21 protein-coding genes are annotated in these 26,146 nt (G+C 39.7%); 13 read left to right on the top strand and 8 right to left on the bottom strand.

Annotated elements, in window-relative coordinates; translation table 11 throughout:
• Window positions 1-2: 2 nt before the first annotated feature.
• The 4 genes from AN392_RS05130 to AN392_RS05115 all read right to left on the bottom strand — a co-directional run bounded on the left by AN392_RS05130 (window position 3) and on the right by AN392_RS05115 (window position 6,797).
• The gene (locus AN392_RS05130) at window positions 3-1,919 is read right to left on the bottom strand and encodes an ATP-dependent DNA helicase (protein ID WP_055012052.1); all 1,917 of its coding nucleotides are present in this window, start codon (window positions 1,917-1,919) and stop codon (window positions 3-5) included.
• A 100-nt stretch (window positions 1,920-2,019) separates the two neighbouring features.
• The gene (locus tag AN392_RS05125; RefSeq protein WP_055012051.1) at window positions 2,020-3,876 is read right to left on the bottom strand and encodes a M28 family metallopeptidase; all 1,857 of its coding nucleotides are present in this window, start codon (window positions 3,874-3,876) and stop codon (window positions 2,020-2,022) included.
• A gap of 71 nt (window positions 3,877-3,947) precedes the next feature.
• Complete coding sequence (locus tag AN392_RS05120; protein ID WP_055012050.1) at window positions 3,948-6,131, bottom strand: M4 family metallopeptidase; 2,184 nt, start codon at window positions 6,129-6,131, stop codon at window positions 3,948-3,950.
• A 432-nt stretch (window positions 6,132-6,563) separates the two neighbouring features.
• Entirely contained in the window at window positions 6,564-6,797 is a 234-nt protein-coding gene (locus AN392_RS05115) for a hypothetical protein (protein WP_055012049.1), read from the bottom strand.
• A gap of 397 nt (window positions 6,798-7,194) precedes the next feature.
• Between AN392_RS05115 and hisG the strand changes: the two genes are divergently transcribed.
• The 6 genes from hisG to AN392_RS05085 are packed head-to-tail and all read left to right on the top strand — an operon-like array spanning window position 7,195 to window position 12,882.
• On the top strand, window positions 7,195-8,094 hold the full coding sequence (gene hisG / locus AN392_RS05110) for an ATP phosphoribosyltransferase (RefSeq protein ID WP_008112621.1): 900 nt from the start codon (window positions 7,195-7,197) through the stop codon (window positions 8,092-8,094).
• Window positions 8,095-8,099: 5 nt separating this feature from the next.
• Window positions 8,100-9,401 (top strand): histidinol dehydrogenase, encoded by a 1,302-nt coding sequence (gene hisD / locus AN392_RS05105; RefSeq protein WP_055012048.1) that lies wholly within the window; start codon window positions 8,100-8,102, stop codon window positions 9,399-9,401.
• Entirely contained in the window at window positions 9,391-10,479 is a 1,089-nt protein-coding gene (gene hisC, locus AN392_RS05100; RefSeq protein WP_055012047.1) for a histidinol-phosphate transaminase, read from the top strand. The genes hisD and hisC overlap by 11 nt, the downstream gene beginning before the upstream one ends.
• Window positions 10,476-11,537: a bifunctional histidinol-phosphatase/imidazoleglycerol-phosphate dehydratase HisB gene (gene hisB / locus AN392_RS05095; RefSeq protein ID WP_010388866.1), complete on the top strand. Its 1,062-nt coding sequence runs from the start codon at window positions 10,476-10,478 to the stop codon at window positions 11,535-11,537. Before hisC ends, hisB begins: the two co-directional genes overlap by 4 nt.
• Window positions 11,534-12,124 (top strand): imidazole glycerol phosphate synthase subunit HisH, encoded by a 591-nt coding sequence (hisH, locus tag AN392_RS05090; RefSeq protein WP_055012046.1) that lies wholly within the window; start codon window positions 11,534-11,536, stop codon window positions 12,122-12,124. The genes hisB and hisH overlap by 4 nt, the downstream gene beginning before the upstream one ends.
• A 32-nt stretch (window positions 12,125-12,156) precedes the next feature.
• On the top strand, window positions 12,157-12,882 hold the full coding sequence (locus AN392_RS05085; protein ID WP_055012045.1) for a 1-(5-phosphoribosyl)-5-[(5-phosphoribosylamino)methylideneamino] imidazole-4-carboxamide isomerase: 726 nt from the start codon (window positions 12,157-12,159) through the stop codon (window positions 12,880-12,882).
• 66 nt (window positions 12,883-12,948) lie between these two features.
• Here AN392_RS05085 and AN392_RS05080 read toward each other — a convergent pair whose 3' ends face one another.
• On the bottom strand, window positions 12,949-13,488 hold the full coding sequence (locus AN392_RS05080) for a cytochrome b (protein WP_055012044.1): 540 nt from the start codon (window positions 13,486-13,488) through the stop codon (window positions 12,949-12,951).
• 16 nt (window positions 13,489-13,504) lie between these two features.
• The gene (locus AN392_RS05075; RefSeq protein ID WP_055012043.1) at window positions 13,505-14,512 is read right to left on the bottom strand and encodes a catalase family peroxidase; all 1,008 of its coding nucleotides are present in this window, start codon (window positions 14,510-14,512) and stop codon (window positions 13,505-13,507) included.
• Between the two features lie 556 nt (window positions 14,513-15,068).
• Between AN392_RS05075 and AN392_RS05070 the strand changes: the two genes are divergently transcribed.
• The 7 genes from AN392_RS05070 to AN392_RS05040 all read left to right on the top strand — a co-directional run bounded on the left by AN392_RS05070 (window position 15,069) and on the right by AN392_RS05040 (window position 23,929).
• Window positions 15,069-16,139 (top strand): efflux RND transporter periplasmic adaptor subunit, encoded by a 1,071-nt coding sequence (locus tag AN392_RS05070; protein WP_055012042.1) that lies wholly within the window; start codon window positions 15,069-15,071, stop codon window positions 16,137-16,139.
• Window positions 16,140-16,149: 10 nt separating this feature from the next.
• On the top strand, window positions 16,150-19,197 hold the full coding sequence (locus AN392_RS05065) for an efflux RND transporter permease subunit (protein ID WP_055012041.1): 3,048 nt from the start codon (window positions 16,150-16,152) through the stop codon (window positions 19,195-19,197).
• 196 nt (window positions 19,198-19,393) lie between these two features.
• Window positions 19,394-21,364 (top strand): diguanylate cyclase domain-containing protein, encoded by a 1,971-nt coding sequence (locus AN392_RS05060; protein ID WP_055012040.1) that lies wholly within the window; start codon window positions 19,394-19,396, stop codon window positions 21,362-21,364.
• Between the two features lie 303 nt (window positions 21,365-21,667).
• Window positions 21,668-22,447, top strand: coding sequence for an imidazole glycerol phosphate synthase subunit HisF (gene hisF, locus AN392_RS05055; protein WP_055012039.1), 780 nt, complete (start codon window positions 21,668-21,670; stop codon window positions 22,445-22,447).
• Window positions 22,438-23,052, top strand: a complete 615-nt coding sequence (gene hisIE / locus AN392_RS05050) for a bifunctional phosphoribosyl-AMP cyclohydrolase/phosphoribosyl-ATP diphosphatase HisIE (protein WP_055012038.1) — start codon at window positions 22,438-22,440, stop codon at window positions 23,050-23,052. Before hisF ends, hisIE begins: the two co-directional genes overlap by 10 nt.
• Before the next feature lie 158 nt (window positions 23,053-23,210).
• The gene (locus tag AN392_RS05045; RefSeq protein WP_010388878.1) at window positions 23,211-23,726 is read left to right on the top strand and encodes a hypothetical protein; all 516 of its coding nucleotides are present in this window, start codon (window positions 23,211-23,213) and stop codon (window positions 23,724-23,726) included.
• A gap of 14 nt (window positions 23,727-23,740) precedes the next feature.
• Window positions 23,741-23,929: a DUF1289 domain-containing protein gene (locus tag AN392_RS05040; protein WP_082424784.1), complete on the top strand. Its 189-nt coding sequence runs from the start codon at window positions 23,741-23,743 to the stop codon at window positions 23,927-23,929.
• A 15-nt stretch (window positions 23,930-23,944) separates the two neighbouring features.
• Here the strand turns inward: AN392_RS05040 and AN392_RS05035 are convergent, their stop codons facing one another.
• Complete coding sequence (locus AN392_RS05035) at window positions 23,945-24,604, bottom strand: NADPH-dependent FMN reductase (protein ID WP_055012036.1); 660 nt, start codon at window positions 24,602-24,604, stop codon at window positions 23,945-23,947.
• Window positions 24,605-24,672: 68 nt separating this feature from the next.
• Entirely contained in the window at window positions 24,673-25,944 is a 1,272-nt protein-coding gene (locus AN392_RS05030; protein ID WP_055012035.1) for an O-acetylhomoserine aminocarboxypropyltransferase/cysteine synthase family protein, read from the bottom strand.
• Window positions 25,945-26,146 lie beyond the last annotated feature (202 nt).

Below are 26,146 nucleotides of genomic sequence, written 5' to 3'. Positions count from 1 at the left end.
ACTCAATTAATATGTTTTAAAAATGTATTGGCATCTTCTAAGCTACGTGTACGGCGCATTGGCGGTAAACTCTTTAAAAATACTTGTCCATATTGGCGTGTAACTAAGCGATTATCGCAAATCACTAACACGCCTTTATCTTTGTTGTCTCTTATTAAGCGACCTACCCCCTGCTTTAAGGCAATCACCGCTTGAGGTAATTGAATATGTGCAAACGGGTCTTTCCCTTGCATTTGGCAATCTTGCATTTTAGCTTGTAATAAAGGGTCATCAGGTGCAGCAAATGGCAGCTTATCTATAATAACACAGCTTAAGGTACTACCTCGTACATCAACCCCTTCCCAAAATGACGCGGTGCCCAGCAATACCGCATTACCATGGCGAGTAAATTTTTCTAGTATAATTCGTTTAGACATTTGCCCTTGCATATAAACTGGGTAGTCCATTTGCGTAGTTAAGCCCTCAGCCACTAAATGCATCATACGGTAACTGGTAAATAACACAAAACAACGCCCTTTAGCCGACTTAATAAGCTCTAAGGTTAATTTTACAATCGCATGGGGCATATTATCTTCATGCGATTGTGGTAAATAACGAGGTAAGCACAGCAACGCCTGATTCTCATAATCAAACGGGCTATCTACCATCATACTTTGCTTTGGTTTTAAGCCAAGGCTCGCATTAAAGTGGCTCAGTTCATTGTCGACCGATAACGTGGCCGAGGTAAAAACAAATCCTGAACCCGACTCTTTCATCATTAAAGCAAATTTAGCCGATACATTCAGAGGCGTAATATTAATAGTTAAATAGCGCCTCGTGGTTTCGTACCAGTAACTAAAACCTGTTTGAGCAGTATCGAATACGCGCTCTAACTGACCTTTAAAAGCCAATACTCGTTCAAACGGATGTTCTATTTTATCACTTCGCTCTAAGCATAACTTTAATACCTGATACACAAACTCTAAATCACTAATAACCCGGTGTAAGGCCGAGCAAATAACCTTATTACTGAGCTTTTCACGCCAGTCACCTCGACTGCCATCTACTCCAAACTGCAGCCTTAAATCAGCGACACTGGTTTCAAGCTTATTTAAACTTTTGCCTAATTGCAGCATGTCTGGAATTTCAGCGCGATAAATAGCGCGCAAATCGTTAATTAAATCCACCAGCTTTTTGGTGCTCATGGTTTCGCCAAAATAGTCACTGGCAATTTCGCTTAATTGGTGAGCTTCATCAAATATGTAGGCATCGGCATTGGGCATTAGCTCTGCAAAACCAGATTCCTTTACCGCCATATCAGCAAAAAACAAATGGTGATTTATTACCACAACATCGGCATCCCCCGCTTTTAAACGCGCTTTGCGAATATAGCATTCTTGAAAGTCTGGGCACTCTTTGCCTAAGCAATTATCAGCAGTTGAGCTTACATACGGCAACACTTTGGCATCTTCTTCAATACCAATACAATCGGCTAAATCGCCGGTATGCGTTTCACTGGCAAATTTAGCAACCATAGCGAGCTGATGCATTACATCAGGGTCGTCTGTTGGTACGTGTGCCACATGTTGAGTTAGTCGATACGTACACAAATAATTGGCACGCCCTTTTAACAAGGCCGTTTTTTTAGCTGCACCTAAGGCTTTTACTAATACGGGTAAATCGCGGTGATAAAGCTGCTCTTGCAGTGCTTTAGAACCGGTTGAAATAATCGTTTTGCCCTTAGATTTAAGAGCGGGAGCTAAATAAGCAAAGGTTTTACCTGTGCCAGTGCCTGCCTCAACAACAAGTTGAGATCGGGTTTTTAATGCATCCTCAACCGCCACCGCCATATCGATTTGAGGCTGGCGTGGTGTGTATCCATCTATTGATAAAGCCAAAGGCCCGGTCGCACTAAACAGCTGTTTGATAATACCAATCACTATGTAAAAAATAATAGCGGGATTCTACGTAAGCTGTTGAGGAAGGGCAAGCCAAAGTGAGTGAGAATTTAACCAATAAAGGGGCGTGTGCCCCTGTTAATTATTCTGCATTAATAGTTAAGGTAATGCCATTTGCATTACGATAACCTTTAATATCTATGTACCATAAACCTGCTTGGGGTGCAGAGACAGTACATGTTTCTGTGTTGCCATTTTTATAAGGGCGACAAACATATTGTGTATTAGATGATGGCGCATCAAAATTTAAATACAAATCAGCATCGCCAGTTCCACCTGAAATAGCAACATTTAGCGAAGAATAGCCTGCAACTAAACGTTGTTCATAACGCTGCCAATCACCAGTATTTACGCTAATGTTATCTTCTACGCGATTGATAGGCTCTAAAGCACCAGCTTGCTCAAAACTACCTATCAAAGAAATATTGTTAATTGCTCTATATGCCTCAACCATTACATAGTAAGTTCCATCATCGCTTGTAGGAATATCACACCGTTCATTACTTGTGGCAGACGTACTTTTACAATCGAAATCGCTTAATGTTGGCGCCTGATTAAACTTAACGTATAAATCGGCATCGCCATTATCACCTGAGGTTTCAAAGCTTAAATTTTGCGCTCCTTTTGGTACATTCAATGTATAGATAAGCTGCTCTTTAGCAGTGGCATTGATACCAGAAATTGGCTCACCATTTACTAACTCATTATTACTTGGCGGTGTTACATCACCAGCATTCTTTGCCAATTCAGCTACAAAGCTTACAGCTAAGTTAGCAAATTTTATTGCATGATCAGCATCGAAATTACTGTCATTTTGTGTATGAATGAGTGGATTAATATCATTCATTTTTGATTCAAACGGCATAGAGGCAGCAAAGCCTTGTTGGTACCATGAAGCATGATCGGAGCAACCATAACCACATTGGTCAAAGCCATAACTAATTTGGGGTAAGTATGTATCTATAAGCTGCGCTAAAAACTGGTTTTGAGCATTATTTGTGTAATCCGTCATCATAATAATATCTTCGATACTGCCGTTGTTGCCGGTCATATCAAATTGCACCATACCCACTACATTTTTACCCTGCGCACGATAACTACTGGCTATATCTTTAGAGCCTCTCAGACCTACTTCCTCTGCCGCAAATGCCATTATTTTAATGGTTTTTTGCGGTTTATAATTTGTTTCAACTATCGCTTTTAAAGCTTCAGTTAACACTGCAATACCCGATGCGTTATCATCCGCGCCAGGAGAGCGTCCTTGTGCAGGATTTGCTTGGTTAATCGAGTCTAAATGGCCTCCAATAATTACAATCTCATCTGCATTTTCAGCACCGGCAATGGTTACAATGACGGATGATTGCGCCCAGCTATGCTGATAACTTTCAATGGTTATATCACTTCGGGTAGTTGCAATTTGTTGCCAATAACTTTGCAACCATTGTGAAGCATCAACACCGGTTTGCGAGGTATAATAACGATTATTAAAGTTAGTCAGTGAATTTACTGTGCTTTGTAAGTTAATCGGACTTTGTGCATTAATTAAACTTTGTACCGTCTGCGCATTATCAATAGAATAATTGTAAGCTAATAATGCTTGGCTATTTTGAACGACCGCTAATTGTTTTGCGTAATCACTCGCTTCTTCAAACGAGCTATGAGCAACAAACCCACCACAACGATTGTAGTTATGATGCATAAACTCACTCAAATTATTTACCGCGTTACTAGGTACACTGAGTAAATCAACATCTGGTATAGGGCTTGATTTTCTGTGAGAAAAAGGTATTTTTTGTAAAAATGTACCTTGTTCATGTTGATAATGCTGGGCTGCAGTTGAATCAATAGTTACCCAAATATTGTCTGGATTTTCATTTGCTAAGCAATTAAAACTCATAGTTAAAGTAGTAATAACTGCTAGTTGTTTAAAGTAGTTCATAAATATTCCTTATCATTTCACTTTTATTTTAAGCATTAAAAAAAGGGGCTAAGCCCCTTTTATAACTATGCCTAATTAGCAGTTATATTGAGTGTTACACCGCTTGCTATGCTGTAGCCTCTAAGATCAATGTACCAAGTACCCGATTGCGGGTTCTCAAATGTACATTCTTCATTGTTGCCATTTTTGTAAGGTCTACATAAATATGAAGACGTACTTGAAGGCGAACCAAAGTTTACATAAAGATCAGCATCACCACTGCCACCAGCAATACTAATATTTAAAGTGCTATACCCTGCGGATAAATCTTGAGTGAAGCGACTCCAGTTATTAGTAGTCACATTAATATTAGACTCAGTTCTGTTGATAGGCGTTACCCCACCATTATCACCTGAGTAACTACCCGTTAATGATACGCCAGATATAGCATTCCATGCTTCAACCATTACATAGTAAGTTCCCGCTTGTGCATTACTTATGTTACAGCTTTCTGTACTAGTAGATGTTGTGCTATTACAGTCGTAGCTATTTAAGGTCGGTCGGCTTGCAAATTTAACGTATAAGTCTGCATCACCTGAGCCGCCAGTAGTATTGAACTGAAGATTTGTCGCGCCAGCGGGAACATCTAAAGTAAAGAATAGTTGCTCTTTTTCAGCGCCACTGATACCCGTACGCGCTACCCCATTGGTTAATGCTTCATCGTCAGTCGGTGGTTGTGTTGTTGCACATTCACTACCTGAACTAAGATTTGAATTAACCCCAACGGCAGCTAAAGCAGCTTTAACATCATTTGGGTCATAATTTAAATCACAGGCTGCATCCATCACCCCGTTACCGGCTAAATCCCAGCCTACACCCGCACTCCAATATAGTTGGTTGGCACGAGCCATTACGATAAATGCTTTTTGCGTATCCCAACCCGGCGTGGTTGCTAAATTATAAAATGCCTTATTATAAACCCCTGAACTATAATGAACGTCCATACCTGAATAATAGTTGCTTTGGTTATCTATTGAACGGCCATCTTGGGTAGGGTTATTCATGTAACGCAGCGCACCATTACCTTTAAAAATATCCTTACCAACTAGCCAATCGTTGCTGCCTTTCATATAAAATTCAGCAGCTTCACCAGCCATATCCGAAAATGCTTCATTTAATCCACCTGGTTTACCATTGTAAATCAAACCTGAATTTTGCTCAGTAAAGCCATGGCTAACTTCATGTGCAGATACATCTAAACTTACCAATGGATAAAACGTATTTTGGCCATCGCCAAAGGTCATTGCACTGCCATCCCAAAATGCATTTTCATAATTACTTGAATAATGAACGCGCATTTGTAACTGAAAACTCAAGGGTGCTGTACCTACCCAATCGTTATACATATTAAAAATAACGTTCCCAAAAAAATGAGCATCATTTAGCGGTGAATATGCGCCATTAATTTCTTTGACCGTATTCTCAGGACACGTAAATGAATGTGCGGAAGAGCCACTCGTTCCACCATTTAAATTAATAGTACGCACATTTGCGTTATTCATGGTACAAGTATTACCCGATTGGCTAACATCTAGACTGTCAAAATCAGTTCCATAAATATACTTGCCTGTCTTTAGATTTCCGCCAGGACCTGTTGCATTGGCATGTTGTAAGTTATCGTAACTAAGTAATACCTCACCAGTATTAGCATCAATGATCTGATATGGTCTTGATGGTGACTTACCATAAGTAACATAAGACACCTCATAAACTAAATGCGCCTTATTCTGATCGTCAACCCAAATAGCGAGTCTTGATTGCTCGTTATGTTTTTTCAAGCCGACTGATTTTGCTGCAATGCCTGTTTTTGACCCTTTTAAAATCGCATCTTTTTTTGTCAACTTAGCTGAAACGTCCGCTAAATCTTCATCAATGTTGTAAACAGCGGCGCCATGGGCTTTTTTAAGCATCCCATTATTAAATGTTAAGCTGACTGTATCACCAATAACAGGAATGCCTTGATACGTTTGTTGGTAACGACGTGTTACTTCACCGTTATTGCTAGTAAACTCTTTTAATACAACTAATTCGTTCCCTACACTTAACCCAATCAACTGATTTGGACTTACCGATAGCAAGGAAGCAGAGTTTGATTGCACCATGTTATTAATTGTCGGTTGTTGATTTAGATACTTCTTATTCGCAGCTACTGCATTTGTTGCTTGAACCAAGGTTAAAGCAGCAAAAGTTGCTATTGTGATTTTAGATAAATTCACGTTTACGCTCCGTTAAAGTTTAAGTTTTTAGTATATTTGTATTAACCGGTACACCTTGTACCCGATTAGGGATCAGCATAGACCGCAAACTGACATAACGAAAATTAAACATTTAATTTACAATTAAAGTATTAGTAAAGAAATTTAGTGCTTTATTTACAGTGTGTTACAATTAACCCTATTTACAGTAAAAACAAAATATAACATTATGTATACATATATTTACATTCTAAAGTTCAACAAGGGGATTGGTTTTATAAGTTGCACTAGTAAATTTTCATCACTCAACGATGACTAAAAAGTCGTGTTCTTGCTGTAAAAATTTAAACTAATGTGATTTGTAGAGAGTTAAACGGAATTTAAGCCGAGGGCTTAATTAAGTGAAGGAGGTTTTGTAATTACCTTTATACTCTGACAGGCAATAAACTTTATTTAAGCCCATGTATCTAGATGGGGTTTGTCGTCATCTTCTTCAGCGGTGTTATTGCGCGATTTATTTTCGTCAAACGACAGCTTATGTTGTTTTTCTACCTCCTTTTTTCTCCGCTCTTCTAGCTCTACTTTTTTGGCACTGGCACTTTGTTGAACCCCTGCAATATGAAAAGCCCCTTTAGATTCAAGCGTCAAACGCGTAATAGGCCCTAAATAAGGGATCATTATATCCATGCATGCCTCCATTGAATTGAACGTAATTTAATCACTATAAAGCTGTTGATAAATAAAGCAATACTCTAATTATTATCGGCAGTTATAAGATATTCTTTAATTAAAGAATATTTTTCTTGCCATGATGTTAGTGAATGTGTTTTTATAAATGCGAAATTTATTAAACAAACAGCAGCTAAGCGTTAACATAGTAACGAATAGCTAAACAGGATATAAAAATGCTTAATTCACTGACAGTTGTACATCATCACCATCATTCATCGGAATAACCTGTCAGGTCTTTCGCTGAGAGGTTGTTCCTAAAAGGAAACCTCTGGCGAATCAACATACCAAGATTCATTTTCGCCCTGAGGTTTCCCTCGGGGTTTTTAGTTTTTAAATTAAAGGAAAATGAGTAATGAATAATAGTAATCGTCTTCGTATCGCCATCCAAAAAGGTGGCCGCCTATCTAAAGATTGTCAAGATCTACTTAAACAACTGGGTGTAAAACTCAATCTTCGTGAGCAGCGTCTAATAGCACACTCAACCAACATGCCTATCGACGTTTTGCGTGTGCGCGATGACGATATTCCAGGCTTAGTTATGGATGGTGTATGTGATTTAGGTATTGTTGGCGAAAACGTATTAGTTGAAGTGCAAGCAGAAAGAGAACGCCAAGGTGTACCGAGTGAAGTAACAAAGCTTGCTAAACTTGACTTTGGTTACTGTCGTTTAGCACTCGCATGGCCACAAGAACTTGGTAAACAAGACAAGAGCTGGTTTGAAGGCAAACGCATAGCAACCACTTACCCAGAAATTTTAAGCCAATACCTAAAACGCGAAGGCATAAACGCCAGTACAGTAATGTTAACAGGTTCAGTGGAAGTAGCACCACGAGCAGGACTTGCCGATGCGATTTGTGATTTAGTTTCTACAGGCGCAACGCTTGAAGCAAATGGCTTAATGCAGGGTGATACAATTTTAGAGTCAAATGCCTGTTTAATCCAAAACACTCAACTACAAGATACTGAAAAATTAGCGCTCATCAATAAACTAATGCCTCGTTTACGTGGTGTAAAGCAAGCTAAAGAAAGCAAATACATTATGTTACACGCACCAAAAGACAAGCTTGATGAAATTTGTGAAATTTTACCTGGCGCTGGGCAACCTACATTACTGGCTCTTGCGGGTAATGATGAATATGTTGCCCTACACATGGTGAGCAGTGAAACCCTGTTTTGGGAAACCATGGAACAACTTAAGGCCCTTGGTGCCAATTCTATTTTAGTTATGCCAATTGAAAAAATGATGGAGTAACAACAATGCTTCGTTGGAATGAGGAATCATCACAAGTTCAAGCAGCGGCGCTTATGCGCCCTGCTGTATCAGCAAGTGAAAAAGTAGAAAGCATTTGCCAGACTATTTTGGCAAAAGTTAATGCGCAAGGCGATGCCGCTCTACTTGCATTAGCAAAAGAGTTCGATAATAGAGCCAAGCCGCGTTTACGTGTACCACTTGATGAAATTAATGCCGCTGAGAAAATGCTAAGCCCAGAGCTTAAGTATGCAATTGATACCGCTTATGCCAATGTGAAATGTTTTCACCAAGCGCAACTACCAAAAGATATCAAGTTATCGACTCAACCAGGTGTTGACTGTGAACTGAAATATCAAGCCATCGAAGCAGTCGGTATTTATGTACCAGGAGGGAGTGCCCCTCTTCCATCATCGGTTATTATGCAAGGTGTATTGGCGCAGTTAAGCGGTGCAAAAACCGTGGTATTAACCACCCCAGTACAAGGTGATAAAGCAATTAACCCGGCTATTTTATATGCCGCTAAATTATGTGGTATCACCACAATTATTGAAAGCGGCGGTGCAGGCGCGATTGCTGCTATGGCCTATGGCACAGAGTCTGTTCCTAAAGTGAATAAGATTTTTGGTCCAGGTAACAGCTTTGTCACCATGGCAAAGCAATTAGTTGCACAAACGATTCCAGGTATGGCGATTGATATGCCAGCAGGGCCATCAGAAGTGTTAGTGATTGCAGATGAACGTGCAAACCCAGAGTTTATTGCTGCCGACTTACTGTCTCAAGCAGAACACGGGGCTGACTCACAAGTTATTTTATTATGTAACAGTGAAACCATTATTGAACAAACGCAAGATGCACTCACACGTCAACTTGCCAACTTAAGCCGAAAAGACACTGCCGAACAGGCATTGGCTAATTCGTCACTTATTCTAGTTGATTCAGTAGCCCAAGCGTTTGACGTATCAGCGCAATATGGGCCAGAGCACTTAATATTACAGCTTGGCGATGCCACTCCTTATTTAGATAAAGTAAAGAATGCAGGCTCTGTATTTGTTGGCGATTACACCCCAGAGTCAGCGGGCGATTATGCCTCAGGCACTAATCACGTGTTACCCACTTATGGTTACAGTGCAACTTACTCTAGCTTGAATTTACTTGATTTTTTCCGTACTTACACAGTACAAACTATCAGTAAACAAGGCTTAACTGAGCTTTCAAAAGCTATTTTACCCTTAGCAGATGCAGAAGGCCTAGATGCCCACGCTAATGCGGTTTCAATTCGTTTAGAGGCAATAAAAAATGAGCAATGAGAGCGGCTTATTACCTGATAATATTGCAGCGCTTGCTGCGTATAGCTCAGCTAAAAGTGAAAAACTAACCGGCACAACCTGGCTTAATGCGAACGAAAGCCCGTATGCTAAAAACCTTGAAATAACAATTGAAGACTTGAATCGTTACCCCGATCCTCAGCCTCAATTGGTTATTGACCGCTACGCTGCCTATGCCGAGCTTGAAAACGAAAATGTATTAATGACTCGCGGCGCAGATGAAGGCATTGAATTATTAGTACGTACCTACTGTGAACCGTCAAAAGACAGCATTGCACTATTTTTACCAACATATGGTATGTACAAAGTAACGGCCGATACACACAACGTCGCAATCAATGGCCTAACACAAGCGCTTTTATTAAATGCCAGCGTGGATGAAATAGTTGCCGCGGTGGGTAGTTCAAAACTAGTGTTTATTTGTAATCCAAATAATCCAACTGGAAGCTTAACGCCGCTAGATAAAGTAAAAGCCATTGCCACTGCGCTTGTAGGTAAAGCATTAGTGATTGTTGATGAAGCCTATATAGAGTTTTGTCCAGAGCAAAGTGCAACACAACTTATAAACGAGTTCAGTAATATTGTTGTGCTTCGTACACTCTCAAAAGCGTTTGCACTTGCGGGTTTAAGAACAGGGTTTACTCTCGCTCAGGCCAGTGTATTAGCGCCTATTCGTAAAGTCATTGCACCGTATCCGGTATCGGGTGTGGTGGCAAGCATTGCAGCACAAGCCATTGCCCCTGATGCGATTACCTCAATGCGTCGCCAAGTGACGATTTTAAATAGCTTAAAGTTAAAGCTTATTGACTGGTTAAACGCCTCTCCTGCAGTATTAAAAATACTCACTGGTGAAGGCAACTTCGTTACTTTAAAATTAGCGAACAAGGATTACTTTAAACAAGCGCTTAAACAAGGCTTAGTAATGCGCGCCTTCACCTTGTTTAATGAAGACGACTGGCTACGTATTTCAATTGGTAATGAACAAGAATTAGAACAAGTAAAAATTTGGTTAGATGGCCTGCAATTGCCACAAACCGCAGCACAACAGGAAGTATCATGAGTAACCCCTATTTATTTATAGACCGCGATGGCACTATTATTGAAGAGCCAATCACCGATAAACAAGTCGACAGCCTTGAAAAACTAGCGTTTTTACCAGGTGTCATTCCTGCCTTATTGCAACTGCAAGCCGCAGGCTATCGCTTAGTGATGGTATCGAATCAAGATGGCTTGGGCACAGACAGCTTTCCAACTGCCGATTTTGATATTGCTCAAGACAAAATGATGGACATCTTACAAAGCCAAGGCATTAGCTTTGAGTCAGTACTAATTTGCCCACATTTTGATGAACAGAACTGTGATTGCCGTAAACCAAAAACAGGCTTACTAACCGAACTGATGCGCTCAGGCAAAGTTGATTTAGCACGTTCTTTTGTGATTGGTGATCGCCAAACCGATATTGGCCTTGCGCAAAACTTATGTTGTGAAGGTATTTTATATGATGGTAGCTGGCCTGCCATTGTCACTAAACTGACCACGGCAAACCGTGAAGGCCGTGTGACACGCAACACTAAAGAAACACAAATAGATGTAGCGGTTAACCTTGATCAAACGAAAAATGGCAGCATTGAAACTGGCCTAGGTTTTTTTGATCACATGCTGGATCAAATTCGCACTCACGCCAATATTGGCTTAAATATTAAAGCCAAAGGCGATTTACACATAGACGAGCACCACCTTGTTGAAGACATTGGTATTGCTTTAGGTGTTGCCCTTAAACAAGCGCTTGGCACCAAATCGCAAATTGCGCGTTATGGTTTTGCCTTGCCTATGGATGAATGTAAAGCCGAGGCACAAATTGATTTATCAGGTCGGGCATCATTTGTATTAAACGCCAACTTTAGCCGTGAAAAAGCCGGTGATTTAGACGTACAAATGGTTGAACACTTTTTTAAAAGCTTAAGTGATAACGCCGCAATTAGTCTTATTTTATCGGTGAGTGACGGCAACTGCCACCACCAAGTAGAAGGCTTATTTAAAGCGTTTTCTCGTGCTTTGCGCATGGCTATTGCGCAAGATACCAGCCAACAAACAGCCAGCTCAAAGGGATGTTTATGATAGCGATAATTAATACCGGTTGTGCCAATATTAACTCAGTGCGGTTTGCATTTGAGCGTTTAGGGCAAAACCCTACGGTGATTACTTCGCCAGAACAATTAGCTGGCTATGAACGTGCTATTTTACCCGGTGTTGGTCATGCATCTGTTGCTATGAAGCGTTTGGTTGATAATGGTTGGCAGCAAGCAATTAACGAATATCAGCGCCCGCTAATGGGAATTTGCTTAGGCATGCAACTACTGTGTGATAGCACTGAAGAAGGTAACGTGCAATGCTTAGGTAAAATACCAGGCCAAGTAAAATCACTGGATGTAGGGAGTTTAACGTCACCGCATATGGGCTGGAATAACCTATCTGTTCAACAAGCGCACCCGTTGACTCAAGGTTTGCACGCAGACGATCAGGTTTATTATGTGCACAGTTTCGCCCATACCGTTAATAACGCCACACTAGTCAGCAGCGAATACGGGCAAACATTTTCTGCAATTGTAGCTAAAGACAATTATGCAGGCATGCAATTTCACCCTGAACGCAGCGCTAAAGTGGGCACGCGTTTATTACAAAATTTTATTGATTGGCAACTTTAGGTTGCTCTTCATGCTTTTAAAAGAGAAATACAGTGATTATTCCAGCATTAGATGTATTACAAAATCAAATCGTACGTTTGTATCAAGGTAAATACGATACTGCACAGTTTTATCCCTTTGAGCTTGGTGCTCGCTTAAAAGAGTATGCCGACAGTGGTGCCACTAAATTACATTTAGTTGATTTAGAAGGTGCACGGGATCCAAGTAAAAAACAGTGGCAACATATTCAAGCAGCAACAAAATCGCTTAACGTACCTTACCAAGTAGGTGGCGGTATTCGTTCAGAGCAAGACGTGAGCGATTGGCTAAAAGCAGGTGCAAACCAAGTGGTTATTGGCTCAATGGCAGTTGAAAAACGTGAGCAAGTAAAAGCCTGGATTGAACAATTTGGCGCTGAGCACTTTGTAATTGCCCTTGATGTAAATAAAACAACCACAGGATGGGCACCTGCTACTCACGGTTGGCTAAACGAATCTGAGTTTGGTTTACTTGAGCTTGTTGATTTTTACGTTGCTCTGGGTGTTATTGACTTTTTATGCACGGACATCAGTAAAGATGGCACCATGACGGGCCCTTCTTTTGCGCTTTATAAAGATTTAATTAATCATAATTCAAATATTAAAGTGCAAGCCTCAGGTGGGGTAAGCTCGTTAGATGATATTAAAAAGCTCAATGAACTTGGTGTGGGCGGCGTAATTTTAGGTAAGTCTTTATTAGATGGCGCTTTTAGCGTAGAAGACGCACTAAAATTAGGCTAAATACTAAAATTTAAAAAAGGCACAGGTGCAAACGTACCTGTGCCTTTTTTGTATAAAACTATCAGTTTATTTATGCTTACCCGGTAACATAGAACCCAATACGCCATCTTGCTTTATTAAACCATGATAAAGTGCAGCGCTTACATGCATAAAAATAAACAGTAAAAATGCATAAGCAATTAAACCATGTGCTTCACGAAAAAATGCATAGGTTTCAATGTTTTTACTGACTAAATCAGGTAAAGTAAATATACCAAAAAAGCTCACAGAACGTTCGTCAGCACTTTGCATTAACCAGCCTGAAATTGGCATCAAAATCATAGACGCATATAAACCCACTTGGGTTAAATGTGCCGCTAAAGCTTGTGCTTTAGGCACACTTTGGGGTAATGCAGGGCTTTTATACAGCACTTTATTAATTAATCTTATTGCAACTAATATCAGTGCTAACACACCAAACGATTTATGTAGTTGTATAGCTTCTACTTGCCATACGGCTAAACTTTGTACCATCGATAAACCAAGAAATAACATAGAAAGTATAATTAATGCCATTGCCCAGTGAATAAGCATACTCGACGCTGAGTATTTAGTAATTGTGTTCATTGACTCGTTCCTGTGATTAATTATTTAAAAGTACTTCTTTAGCACGACGACGAAATGACTCTGCATAGGCAGCGCCACGGGCACGTAAAATAGGATCGGCACTTGGCTCAATACCTGTTGGTAAAACCAACGGATCAAAATTCATGTTTTCACATACCCCACCCTCTTGTGCTTGCAAGCGTGTTATTACTAACGTACCGGCGTTAATGGTTTTGCGCGATTGTGGCCATAAAACAGTTGGGTTGTTTTCATCATCTTCTTCGGTTGCAAAACTAAACAGCATATCAAACTTAACCGGTGCTTGAGCTACTTGGTCTTTAAGTTGTAGCTGCAATGCATCTGGTAAATCAATAGTAAGTGGTTGGGTGTTTTCATCACTTAATTGCGGTTTAGCAATCCAGCGTACGGCATGCTTTTCATCATTCTCATCCACCAAATAAAACGCATTAATGCTGTGATACTGCTCAGTGGCAAAACTACTGCTTGGCGTGTAGCTTGCTTTCCAGTTATTAAAAGCGGCACTTTCAGGGTGTGCTGCAAAAAACGCTTTAATTTTTTCTGGGCTGCGCTTTTTAGTCACCGGATCGGGTGAAAGTGCTTGTAGTTGTTTAAAAAACGCTTCTGGCGTAGCTACCGCCATAACCGGAGGCGTATTCATTGCAACCCGCCACTCTTGGTTATCATCAGTGGTTATAGAAAACGCTAAACTACGCACCGGTGCTTTTAAATCAGGTGCAGTTGGATTATTACCCGCAATAGAAAAGCGACCTACAAAAGGGGTTGCCCCTAAATCAAATACCTTTGCTTGCGAATACTTAGCAAGCTCACCCGTTGACTCAAAAGAGCCAGCTAAACAAATACCTTTTGCGTGTGCTCGGCGAAATCCCTCATGGGTTTTATCACCTTGCTGTAAATTAACAAAACGCTGTGCAGTTACTACGTCACGATTAAATGCGCCGGTAAAATATAAAATCGTTAAAGCAAATAAAGTGATTATTGCAATAAAGGTGATTTTTTTACTCATGGTAGGATTAGACCTCGTGTGATTATTTTTTAATGATTATGTTAGGAGTTATTCATAGTTAACATTACGTCTGTAAATAAATGGCTAACCATTACTGAGTGATGCCTTACGTTGAAGCGCTTTTATCAAGCGATACCAACATGACTTTTACAAGACCGCTGCTAAGCAATTAATATTTCAATTTAATTAATAAAAAATACAGTTTATGGTTTTAAATCTATAAACAACTTATGTTTACAGGCTTACACTTTTAAATAACTGATTGTTAATTATACTTAGGCCTATATGAGAAAGTACTAAGTTATAATTTTGGTGCTTTCTACACAATCAAACAAATTAATACAAAACCGTACAAGTAATAATAAACTCTTGAAATTAAAATGTTATTTATTGCTCATTAGCTAACGGCTGCTTCCATTCAAGTAGTCAGTAGTTAATACTTAATACATTGCATTTAAGGTAAATTTGAAAACAAACTCAATTGGCTATTTTATAATTTTTAATTGCTTAAAAATGCCAACAATTAACAACGCACTTTTTATTTAAGGTAAACCAGATGATCAAAACACCTTGTTTTACTCAATTTAATTTGATTAGTATCATGTTTCTACTTTTATTAGCCGGTTGCTCAGAAAGTGAAGTCAGCACGCAAAAACAAAACGAACCACGTGCGGTTAAACTAATAACCATAGGTGATGAGTCGCAATCAAAAACGCTCACCTACCCTGCCACTATCGACACTATAAATAGCTCAAAGCTTGCTTTTCAAGTTAGCGGAAAGCTAGAAACGCTTAACGTTATTGCCGCACAAAATGTAAAAAAAGGCGATGTAATAGCCGTATTGGAACAACGAAACTTTATTAATGAGGTTAAGTCGAGCAAAATTCAGTTTGAAACCGCCGACAATGATTACCAACGTGGTTTAAAGCTCGCTAAAGATGGGGTTATTTCGCAACGAGATATAGAGCAACTAAAATCTAAAAAAGAAGTAGCTGAATCACAATATGACTCGGCGCAAAAAGCACTATCTGACAGTAAAATTATAGCGCCTTACGATGCCATTGTTGCTGAGGTGCCAGTAAAGCAGCTTGAAAACATAAGCGCGGGTCAACATGTTGTTACTTTATTTGGTAAAGGCGAAATGGAAGCGGTGGTAAATATTCCCGCTTCAATTGTGGCCACGGTTGACTCTAAGCAAAACAATGTAGCGTCAGTTATTTTACAAGATGTATCGACTCCCCCCATTCCAGCAACATTTAGACGTGCCAATTTAGAAGCAGACTCTGCGAGTCAAACTTATGAAGTGCGATTTGCATTTGCTGTACCAAATAACCTTAATATATTGCCTGGCATGAATGCCAGTCTAAAACTCACACGTGAAGCCAGCTCAGCATCCACTCGTTTATTAGTGCCAACCTTTGCTATTTTTGAACAAAATGGTGAACACTTTGTATGGACGGTTGACGCTCAAACTATGCAAGCTTCTAAAACTACCGTTACTATTGAAAATGGCATTGGAGAACAACTCATTGTCACTGACGGTTTAAGTGCTGGCGATGTAATTGTTGGTGCAGGTGCAAACTATGTAACTGAGGGTATGAAAGTACGTCCTTGGACTAAAGCATAGGAGCGCGGTAATGGATTTAGCAAAATGGACAATCAATAATAAATTAATTAGCACCATACTCATTATTTTAACGCTAGGGTTTGGTTTTTCATCCTATAAAAATATGGCGCGGTTTGAAGACCCCGAATTTATAATTCGCACCGCGCAAGTGTTTGTCTCGTACTCAGGTGCAAGCCCACTAGAAGTTGCAAAAGAGGTCACTGAGCCACTTGAACGTGCAATTCAAGAACTACAAGAAGTTGATACTATATCATCCACCTCATCTACAGGTTTATCTGAAATTAAAGTAGAGATTAAATCAGAGTTTTCCCCGACTAAATCTGAGTTGCAAGTTATTTGGACTAAGCTCAGAAACAAAATAAATGACACACGTCCAACATTACCGCCTGGTACTGGCACGCCACAAGTTTATGACGATTTTGGTGATGTGTATGGCTTGAGCTATTTAATAACCGCCGAAGGGTACTCACCCGACGAGTTACATGCCTACGCTAAAGATTTGCAAAGTGACATTTTACAAGTAGAGGGCGTAGCCAAAGTTGCTATGACAGGCGTGCAGCAAGAAGGCATATTTGTAGAAATAGCTCGTGAAGAGTTAGCCTCTTTAGGCGTGTCTATTAATAATATTTACGGCATTTTAGATGAGCAAAACGCTGTATTGAGCGCTGGTAACACTCAACTTGGCGATCAACGTATTTTTATCGACCCTACCGGAGAAATAAACTCCGTTGATACCATTAAAAATCTATTGGTTAGTGCCAGCGGTGAAGGTAAAACAATTTATCTTAAAGATATTGCCAATGTATACCGTGGCTTTCAAAGTCCAGCAACCAAGTTAGTCCGTTATAACTCTAAACCTGCAATTTCACTTGGGGTCGCCAGTGTATTGGGTGCTAATGTGGTTAAAGTATTTGACCGCGTTGATGACAAAGTAAAACAAACTGAAAACCTCAGACCGCTGGGTATCACAGTGCATGAGTTTTACCACCAAGGTAAAGTAGTCCAAGATTCAGTCGACAACTTTGTAGTGAATGTTTTAGTCGCACTGGTGATCGTAATGGTTACCCTGCTGCTATTTATGGGTTTGCGCTCAGGAATTATTATTGGCGCAGTATTACTGCTAACCATTTTTGCGACCCTTGCGACCATGGATTTGAGCGGTATACCCATGCATCGAATTTCTCTTGGAGCGCTTATTATCGCGTTAGGAATGATGGTTGATAACGCCATAGTTGTGACCGAAGGGATTTTAGTTGGTACACAAAAAGGCCGTAAAAAGTTAGACATTGCCAGCGAAGTCGTCAAGCAAACTAAATGGCCACTACTGGGTGGTACCTTGGTAGGCATTGTTGCCTTTGCGCCTATTGGTCTTGCCCCAGGTGATACCGCGGAATTTACCGGCCATTTATTCTGGGTTATTTTAATTTCTCTATTATACAGCTGGTTATTTGCCATTACCCTAACCCCCTTATTTTGTTATTGCTTGTTTAAAGAGCAAGATAGCGACACCTCAGGCTCAGCAAAACCAAATAAACTCATGGCGTTATATCAGTCTGTTGTGGTTTCGGCATTGCATCACCGCTGGCTTAGTATTGCCATTGTGGTTGCCACTTTTAGTGTGTCTATGTGGGGATTTCAATTTGTAAAATCAGGTTTTTTCCCAGCTTCTACTACACCGCAAATGGTGGTTGATTTTTGGCTACCACAAGGTACCGATATTGAAAAAACCAAAAAAGATATGCTCAAGTTAGAGGAGTTTGTAAAGCAACAAAATGGCGTTGAAGGTATACAAACGCTTATTGGTGGCGGCGGGCTTCGCTACATGCTTATTTATGGTAGTGAGTCACCAAATAGTTCTTATGGGCAAATTTTAGCTAAAGTCGATGACTACAAAAAGCTAGATCAACTTTTACCTACCGTACAAAATTACATTGACGATAACTTTGTCGATGCTCAAGGCAAAGCATGGCGCTTTGTAATGGGCCCTGGTGGGGGCTCTAAAATAGAAGCCACATTTAAAGGGCCCGACCCAGATGTATTAAGAGAGCTAGCTGCACAAGCAAAAGGAATATTAATTGATGATGGCGGCGCTCTATCAATTAAAGATACATGGCGACAACGCATTAGTGTTATTGAGCCACAGTATTCTGCCATTAATGCACAGCGCGCTGGTGTAACGCGTAAAGCGGTTGCTGAAGCCTTACAGCAAAATTTTTCGGGGCAAATCGTTGGGCAGTATCGTGAAGGTGAAGAGCTCATTCCTATTATTGTTAGAGCGCCACAAGCTGAACGTGTAGACATAAACGATATTGGCAATATTCAAGTGCAAAGCAATATAACCGGTGAAACACTGCCCCTTGCGCAAGTAACCAATGGGTTTAAAACCGTCTGGCGCGATGGTATTTTAAAGCGTGAAGACCGCGAATGGACTATAAAAGCCCAAGCCGATCCACTACCAGGTGAACTAGCCTCAGAGTTATTTAATCGGGTAAGGCCTAAAATAGAAGCCATTGACCTACCTCAAGGGTATCGACTTGAATGGGATGGCGAATACGGACAATCGAAAGAATCTAACGAAATGCTGGCCTCAACTATTCCGCTGGGCTTTTTAGCCATGGTGCTGATTGTTATTGTGTTATTTAACGCTTTAAAACAACCAATTATTATTTGGCTTGTCGTGCCATTAGCCTTAATTGGTGTTGTTTTTGGACTGGTAACCACACAAATTCCACTAGAGTTTATGGGCATATTAGGATTGCTATCGCTCTCTGGTTTGTTAATTAAAAATGCCATTGTATTAGTAGATCAAATGGACATGGAAATTCGCCAAGGTAAAGCTGCATATAATGCCATTATCGATTCGGCAAATAGTCGGGTAAGACCGGTAATGATGGGCACACTGACCACGGTGTTAGGGGTTATTCCACTGTATTTTGATGCATTTTTCCAATCAATGTCTGTGGTTTTAGTATTTGGATTACTGTTTGCTACCCTGCTGACTTTAATCGTGATACCCGTGCTATATGCTATTTTTATGAATGTTAAACAAAATCAGTAAGCGAGTAATTAAGCTCTAAATTGTAGGATTCGGTTAAACAATGTTCTGCTTTGACCGGATCCTTATTATACTTTAGTCAAAACTACAGTTAATTTAATAAACTTTATAGTAATTCTCATCCTTTATAATTATTATATAGTTACAAAATGTTTTCGTTTTGAAATTCAATAATAACACTTACTCCACGGATACTTTCATGCCAATAAAACGCTTACTGATCCTCTTTTTATCTTTAGCGTTTAGTGAAGCTGTTATTATGCTTTTTTTAGCCGCATTTGTTACCCAGTTTACCGGTGTTTGGCTTTCAGTAATATTAGATTCCAGCCTTATTGCGTTAGTAGCGATTGTCACTACCCTTTACTTATTTCGAGATAATGACTTTGTAACTCACCAAAAGCTCAGAACTGAGTTCCTTATTATAAAAATAGCTATGATTGTGTTTACTGTTGAAGCAATCATAATGTTTGCCTTTAATTTTGATGCTCTGATGTTAAAACAATGGCAAATCATGCTCATTGACGGCTTAATTTTAAGTAGCTTAAGTGTCTCGCTTATTTATTTATTTGTAATTAAATATGCTTTTTCATTAAACCAATCACATAACACACAAAAAAACACGACAAAACTGACTAGTTCATTGGCCTACTTTTGCTCTGCGGTGTTGTTATATATCGCCTTATATATGTTTTACCAAAGCCAATTACAAACACGCATCAACAATGTTATACAACATGAAAAAAATGAATTAAAACAAGCAAAAAAAGCTTTTTTACAACAACTTAATCATGCCTCTCGTGACTTGCTGATTTTAAGAAACAATCATCATTTTAAAGATCATAACATTTTGAGTTCGGTCAATAGAGCTCAGCTAGAGCAAGACTATGCTAACTTTATTTCTATTAAAAACTTTTATACACAAATTCGAATTCTTGATCTAACAGGTAAGGAACTATTAAGGGTGCATAGAGACAAGCACAATGTTGCTATAGTCTCAGCAGAGCAGCTACAAGACAAAAGCCATCGTTACTATTTTAAACAGGCTATAAAAATGAACCCGTCAGCTATTTTTATTTCCCCATTAGATTTAAACTTTGAAAACGGTGAGATAGAACGCCCTTTTAAACCAATGATACGTTTAGCTTCTGTGCTAATGGGACCCAAAGGAACTAAAATAGGACTACTTATCGTCAACCTTGAAGGGGCTCATTTACTTAGCCAATTAGACAATATCTCAAAAAATTCATCAGGCAATATTATGCTGCTTAATAAAGACAGCTATTGGTTATTTGGAGATACAAATAAGCAATGGTCATTTATGTTTGCTAACAAACCGCAACATCGGTTTAAAGATCAACAGCCACAAATATGGCAAAGCATGCAAACCCAAGCGAATGGAATTATTAAAAATGAAAACAATGTTTATATTTATGATCACTTAACTTTATTAAACGACATGTTGCTCCCAAATAATATCGCTAATAGCCTAATAAACAGACCCGAATGGACATTAATAAATAAAGTCCCGCTGGCTAAAATAGAGAGTGAGTTTAGTAGCTTAAAGAAACTTATTATCGCTCTTTATCTTGGTATTATGACGTTAATGATATTTGTTATTTATACTTTTGCCATCCACACAATTAAAAGAAGAAAATATCAAGCCAAAGTAGAAAACTATGCTTATTTTGACAGTTTAACAGGGCTTTATAACCGCCGTATTTTTTTGGAGCAGCTTGATTTAGAAATCATAAAAGCAACGCAGCTTTCCTGCCCTTTGGTACTTATGTACCTTGATTTAGATTACTTTAAACCCATCAATGATGAATTAGGCCATGGTGCAGGTGATGAAGTTCTTAAAGAGGTGGCGATTCGCATCAAAAGTTGTTTACGACAACAAGACATTATTGCGCGCATTGGGGGAGATGAATTTGCAGCAATTCTTCCTCAGTTAAACGATAAAAAAGCAATAGCGGATATTGCAGAGCGAATTATCACAAGTATTAACACCCCCTTTACTATTTTTGATCAGCAATGCAGCTTAGGTATAAGCATTGGTATTACAACCAGCGCGTCAGAAACTCAAACCAGCATTAAGCTTAAAACACAGGCAGACCAAGCACTTTATGAAGCTAAAAACTCTGGCAGAAACTGTTATCGCTTTTCCAAATAAACATTTTAAATTTAGTATTTTATAAATTTAAAATAAGCTTTGAAGCGAATACTTTTTTAAGGCATTAATTATCACTTTAAGTTCTAGTTTTAGCGATTAACATAGTTGGAGTTTTATTATATAGTGTGGTTAAGAATTCATTGCATAGTAATGCATTAAGATTCATTCATTAAATTAACTATTCAAATTTATCAAATAAATAACATATCAAGTGCAGTCTATGTGTCTTCTATTTAGTCATACAAACAATAAATGTAAAAACAGCTTTATTTCAAATCAAAATTTTAAAAACGAGGCATTCTCATGTTATCAAAACGCATAATTCCTTGTTTAGATGTAAAAGATGGACAGGTCGTTAAAGGGGTTAAATTTAAAGGCCACGAAGTGGTTGGCGATGTACTTACCCTAGCTAAAGCCTACAGCGAAGCCGGTGCTGATGAACTGGTGTTTTACGAGATCAGTGCAAGTGTTGAAAAACGCTTACTCGATGTTAATTGGGTTGAAAACATTGCCCGCCATATCGATATTCCATTTTGTGTAGCCGGTGGTATTAAATCGGTAGCCGATGCAGCTCGTGTGCTTGAACGCGGCGCTGACAAAATCAGTATTAATAGCCCAGCAATTGCGCGTCCAGAGCTAATTAAAGAATTACATGATGAGTTTGGCAAGCAGTGTGTAGTTGTTGGTATTGACAGCTTTTTTGATGAAACAACCGGTGAATATCTAGTTTATCAGCTTACTGGCGATCCTAATGCGTCAAGCCGCACCCGATATAAAACCGAAGAATGGGTTAAACGCGTACAAGACTTAGGTGCTGGCGAAATCGTTTTAAATTGTATGAACCAAGATGGTGTTCGCAACGGTTACGACAACGAGCAACTGAGCAAAATACGCCAGCTGTGTGATATTCCTTTAATCGCCTCAGGCGGTGCAGGCAGCATGCAAGATTTTGTTGATGTATTTCAACAAAGCCAAGTAGATGGTGCGCTCGCAGCCAGTGTTTTTCACAAAAACGTGATAAACATCGGTGAACTAAAACAATTTTTAATCGATAACCAAGTGGCAGCAAGACTATGCAAGTAACCTTAGAAAACCAAACTCAAGTTGATTTCGCTAAAAGCGAGATGATCCCTGCCATTGTTCAAGATGCCCGCTCTGGCGTAATTTTAATGCAAGGCTTTATGAACAGCGAAGCGCTTAAAGTAACACTTGAAAGTAATAAAGTGACTTTTTATTCGCGCTCTAAATCGCGTTTATGGACCAAAGGCGAATCATCAGAAAACTTTTTAAACGTGGTATCGGTGCATACCGATTGCGATTACGACTCTATACTCGTACTTGCAAACCCAGAAGGTCCAACCTGTCATTTAGGTACACAAAGCTGTTTTGGTGATGATGCAAAACCAAGCTTAAGCTTTTTAGCACAACTTGAAGATGTCATTGTTGCTCGTAAAAATGATGATCCAGCTAAAAGCTACACTGCGTCACTGTTCGCAGAAGACTTAAGCCGTAGCTGTCAAAAAGTAGGTGAAGAAGGTGTAGAAGTGGCACTTGCGGCAATGAAACACGACAACAATGAACTTACCAACGAATCGGCCGATTTGTTGTATCACCTTGTTGTACTATTACAACGACAAGGGTTAGAACTCACTGATGTAGTTGCTTGCCTACAAGGTCGTCATAAGTAAATACAACGATTACTGTGTGCGCCATTATGTGGCGCACATCGTTCTAACAAGCCATAATTTTTCTTTTTAATTCAGCCTTCTCAATAGCATTTATTCTCTCCCTTAGGTATCCTTTAGCTAATATTCAAGGAATAGCTATTACAGAAGGATAGCGCACTATGAAAACTTATATATCGCTTATACTCACTGGTCTTATTTTGTCTGGCTGTAGCAGTTTAACCAGCGAGCAAAAAGCCAAATTAGACAGCTTAACGCCCTGTGAAAAAATGGATGGCTTAATAACCGAATTCGATAATCGCTTTGATGCGTTAAAAGACACCAAAGTACAAAACTCATATTTAGATGTGTGGACTGCAAAGTACAACGTTTTTGGCGATAACTGCCAAGTGACTAGCTTTAACAATCAAACTGTGACCTATCAATGCCAAGAAAGCTACAAAGATCAACAGCAGGCGGTAGCTATGCATCAACAAGCAGTTGAACTCACTCGCCAATGTTTAACTAAAAAAAACAACTGGTTAGAAACACAAAAAGAGTCAGAAACGTCGCTGCGTACCACCTTTGTACTTGATGATAAGTCGCCGGTTATTTCTGTTTATACCAGCAAAACGTTATCAAAAATTAAAACTTGGTCGACCTCTTTAGAAGTAGGAAAGCCCGTCGCCACTAAATAATGACGAGAGAATGTATGCGCCAAACACCCAGTAAACAATCCACTCATTTAAAAACAGACTGTATCGGTGAATGTTATAGAATGAAGGGCTACTGTACTGGGTGCGGTCGCACCAGCGACGAAATATTCGACTGGATTATTTTAACTGACGAACAAAAGCAAGCAATATTGGCCTCCCCTCGTGAAGACGCCAAAAAAGACTAGCTAAAATTTTAACCGTTATGGCGCATTACGCTGTGATGGGTCACGTTTAAAATCTTTGCTTAATTGCTTAGGATCTAACGCTTCACGTTGTTTGCTTGCGCCCTCAGCCCACCACATTAATTGATTAAAGGTGCGCGAAAAATAGCTATCCCACGATCTTTGCTCTGCCCTATTGTTTGCTTCACCACTTTCGATAAACACATCTTGCGCTTTTGGTACATGGATCATTGCTGATACCGGTAAACAACCCAGTTCACTTAAAAAACTGCGCATACCAACAGCAGCGCGTACGCCGCCCCATTGCCCTGCGGAATAGGTCACTATCGCGCTGGGTTTATAGCCAAATAAAGAACTACCAAAATGGTTTAGCAAATTAGCGAGTGCCGGACTCATAGAATGATTATATTCAGGGCTTACCATAACAAAGCCATCACATGCTTTAATTTTTGCCGCTAAATCAGCTAGCTGTTTAGGTGCCTCAGCCTGCGAATAAGCAAAGTGCGGTTTAAACACAGGGTCTAAATCATAATCGAGCGGATCAATAAGCTCTATTTCATGCTCAGAATAGTGCTCAAGCAAACAACGCTCACATGCTTTCGCTACCCTTTCCCCTAAACGCGCAGGCTTAGGTGGGGTACTTTTTCTAACCGAACCGAGAAAAATTAAAAATTTCATGTAACGGCACTCCTTTTTAATTGCAAAAATAAATACCTCAAAAAAGTTTGAGGTATTTACTGTACTATTTAAGCTTTATCGAGCGCTTGGCTTACATCGGCAATAATATCGTCAATATTTTCAATACCCACCGATAAACGAATTAAATCGCGGCTAACGCCAGCATTGGCCAGCTCTTCATCATTTAATTGTCGGTGAGTAGTAGATGCTGGGTGGCAAGCCAGCGATTTAGCATCGCCAATATTCACCAAACGTAAAATCATGTTTAGGGAATCAATAAAGCGCGTGCCGGCTTCAAGGCCACCGGCAATACCAAAACTTAAAATACCTGACGCCTTACCATTGGTAATTTTTTGGCTCATTTCGTTATACGGGCTTGATTTTAATCCCGCGTAATTAACCCAAAGCACCTTAGGGTGACTCTCTAAATATTCAGCAATTTTTTGTGCGTTTTCGCAGTGACGATCCATTCTTAGCCCTAACGTTTCAAGGCCAATTAAAATATCCGAGGCGTTTTTAGGCGCAAGCGCCGCACCGGTGTTTCTAAGGGGTACAACGCGGCAACGACCAATAAACGCAGCCTCAGCAAACGCATCGGTATACACTACATTATGGTACGACGGATCTGGCTCATTCATCATCGCAAAACGAGTGACATTGGCTTTCCAGTCAAACTTGCCCGAATCAACAATCATACCGCCAATCGCGGTTCCATGTCCGTTAATGTATTTAGTGAGTGAATGCACCACAATATCGGCACCTAACTCAAATGGACGACACAGATACGGCGTAGCCACAGTGTTATCTACAATTAAAGGCACCCCTTTGCTGTGGGCAATTTTTGCTAGGCGAGCAATATCAACTATATTTCCTGCAGGGTTACCAATTGACTCACAAAAAACTGCACGGGTGTTTTCATCAATGGCATTTTCAAAACTGTCAAAATCATCGGCTTTAATCATTCGCGCTTCTATACCTTGGCGCGGCAAGCTGTGAGCAAATAAATTATAAGTGCCGCCATACACTTGGCTGGTGCTTACAATATTAGTGCCCACTTCACATAAACATTGAATTGCATAAGTAATCGCCGCCATACCCGAAGCCACCGCCAGCGCACCAATGCCGCCTTCCATCGCGGCAATACGCTGCTCAAGCACCGCATTGGTTGGGTTCATTATGCGGGTATAAATATTACCAGGGACTTTTAAATCAAATAAATCAGCGCCATGCTGGGTATTATCAAAGGTGTACGAAGAGGTGTTATAAATCGGCACCGCCGCCGACTTAGTTGTGGCTTCAGATTCATAACCATGGTGCAACGCTAAAGACTCAAGTTTCATAATTTATTCCTTCAATATAGTTACATCTAACGTAGCATTTAATGGTTACAAAATGCACATGAAATATACTAAAGAATATTGAAAGAAATAGATTTATCGCTGTATCTAGCTAAGTGTTCAAACTACTGTCGCTCATATATTCAAGAAAATGAGCCAAGCGCGCATATTACTCCTCTAAGTATTTATTAAATACAATAAAAAC

The organism is Pseudoalteromonas sp. P1-16-1b (assembly GCF_001401785.1).
Classification (GTDB): Bacteria; Pseudomonadota; Gammaproteobacteria; order Enterobacterales; family Alteromonadaceae; genus Pseudoalteromonas; species Pseudoalteromonas undina.
Note: the sequence above shows the minus strand (reverse complement) of the source record. Positions and strands in the feature narration are given on the sequence as shown.

Excerpts from the sequence above, each read along its gene's own strand:
- AN392_RS05125 (WP_055012051.1), bottom strand. The coding sequence starts at position 3,876 with ATGAACTACTTTAAACAACTAGCAGTTATTACTACTTTAACTATGAGT.
- AN392_RS05115 (WP_055012049.1), bottom strand. The coding sequence starts at position 6,797 with ATGGATATAATGATCCCTTATTTAGGGCCTATTACGCGTTTGACGCTT.
- hisG (WP_008112621.1), top strand. The coding sequence starts at position 7,195 with ATGAATAATAGTAATCGTCTTCGTATCGCCATCCAAAAAGGTGGCCGC.
- hisD (WP_055012048.1), top strand. The coding sequence starts at position 8,100 with ATGCTTCGTTGGAATGAGGAATCATCACAAGTTCAAGCAGCGGCGCTT.
- hisC (WP_055012047.1), top strand. The coding sequence starts at position 9,391 with ATGAGCAATGAGAGCGGCTTATTACCTGATAATATTGCAGCGCTTGCT.
- hisB (WP_010388866.1), top strand. The coding sequence starts at position 10,476 with ATGAGTAACCCCTATTTATTTATAGACCGCGATGGCACTATTATTGAA.
- hisH (WP_055012046.1), top strand. The coding sequence starts at position 11,534 with ATGATAGCGATAATTAATACCGGTTGTGCCAATATTAACTCAGTGCGG.
- AN392_RS05080 (WP_055012044.1), bottom strand. The coding sequence starts at position 13,488 with ATGAACACAATTACTAAATACTCAGCGTCGAGTATGCTTATTCACTGG.
- AN392_RS05075 (WP_055012043.1), bottom strand. The coding sequence starts at position 14,512 with ATGAGTAAAAAAATCACCTTTATTGCAATAATCACTTTATTTGCTTTA.
- AN392_RS05070 (WP_055012042.1), top strand. The coding sequence starts at position 15,069 with ATGATCAAAACACCTTGTTTTACTCAATTTAATTTGATTAGTATCATG.
- AN392_RS05065 (WP_055012041.1), top strand. The coding sequence starts at position 16,150 with ATGGATTTAGCAAAATGGACAATCAATAATAAATTAATTAGCACCATA.
- AN392_RS05060 (WP_055012040.1), top strand. The coding sequence starts at position 19,394 with ATGCCAATAAAACGCTTACTGATCCTCTTTTTATCTTTAGCGTTTAGT.
- hisF (WP_055012039.1), top strand. The coding sequence starts at position 21,668 with ATGTTATCAAAACGCATAATTCCTTGTTTAGATGTAAAAGATGGACAG.
- hisIE (WP_055012038.1), top strand. The coding sequence starts at position 22,438 with ATGCAAGTAACCTTAGAAAACCAAACTCAAGTTGATTTCGCTAAAAGC.
- AN392_RS05045 (WP_010388878.1), top strand. The coding sequence starts at position 23,211 with ATGAAAACTTATATATCGCTTATACTCACTGGTCTTATTTTGTCTGGC.
- AN392_RS05040 (WP_082424784.1), top strand. The coding sequence starts at position 23,741 with ATGCGCCAAACACCCAGTAAACAATCCACTCATTTAAAAACAGACTGT.
- AN392_RS05035 (WP_055012036.1), bottom strand. The coding sequence starts at position 24,604 with ATGAAATTTTTAATTTTTCTCGGTTCGGTTAGAAAAAGTACCCCACCT.
- AN392_RS05030 (WP_055012035.1), bottom strand. The coding sequence starts at position 25,944 with ATGAAACTTGAGTCTTTAGCGTTGCACCATGGTTATGAATCTGAAGCC.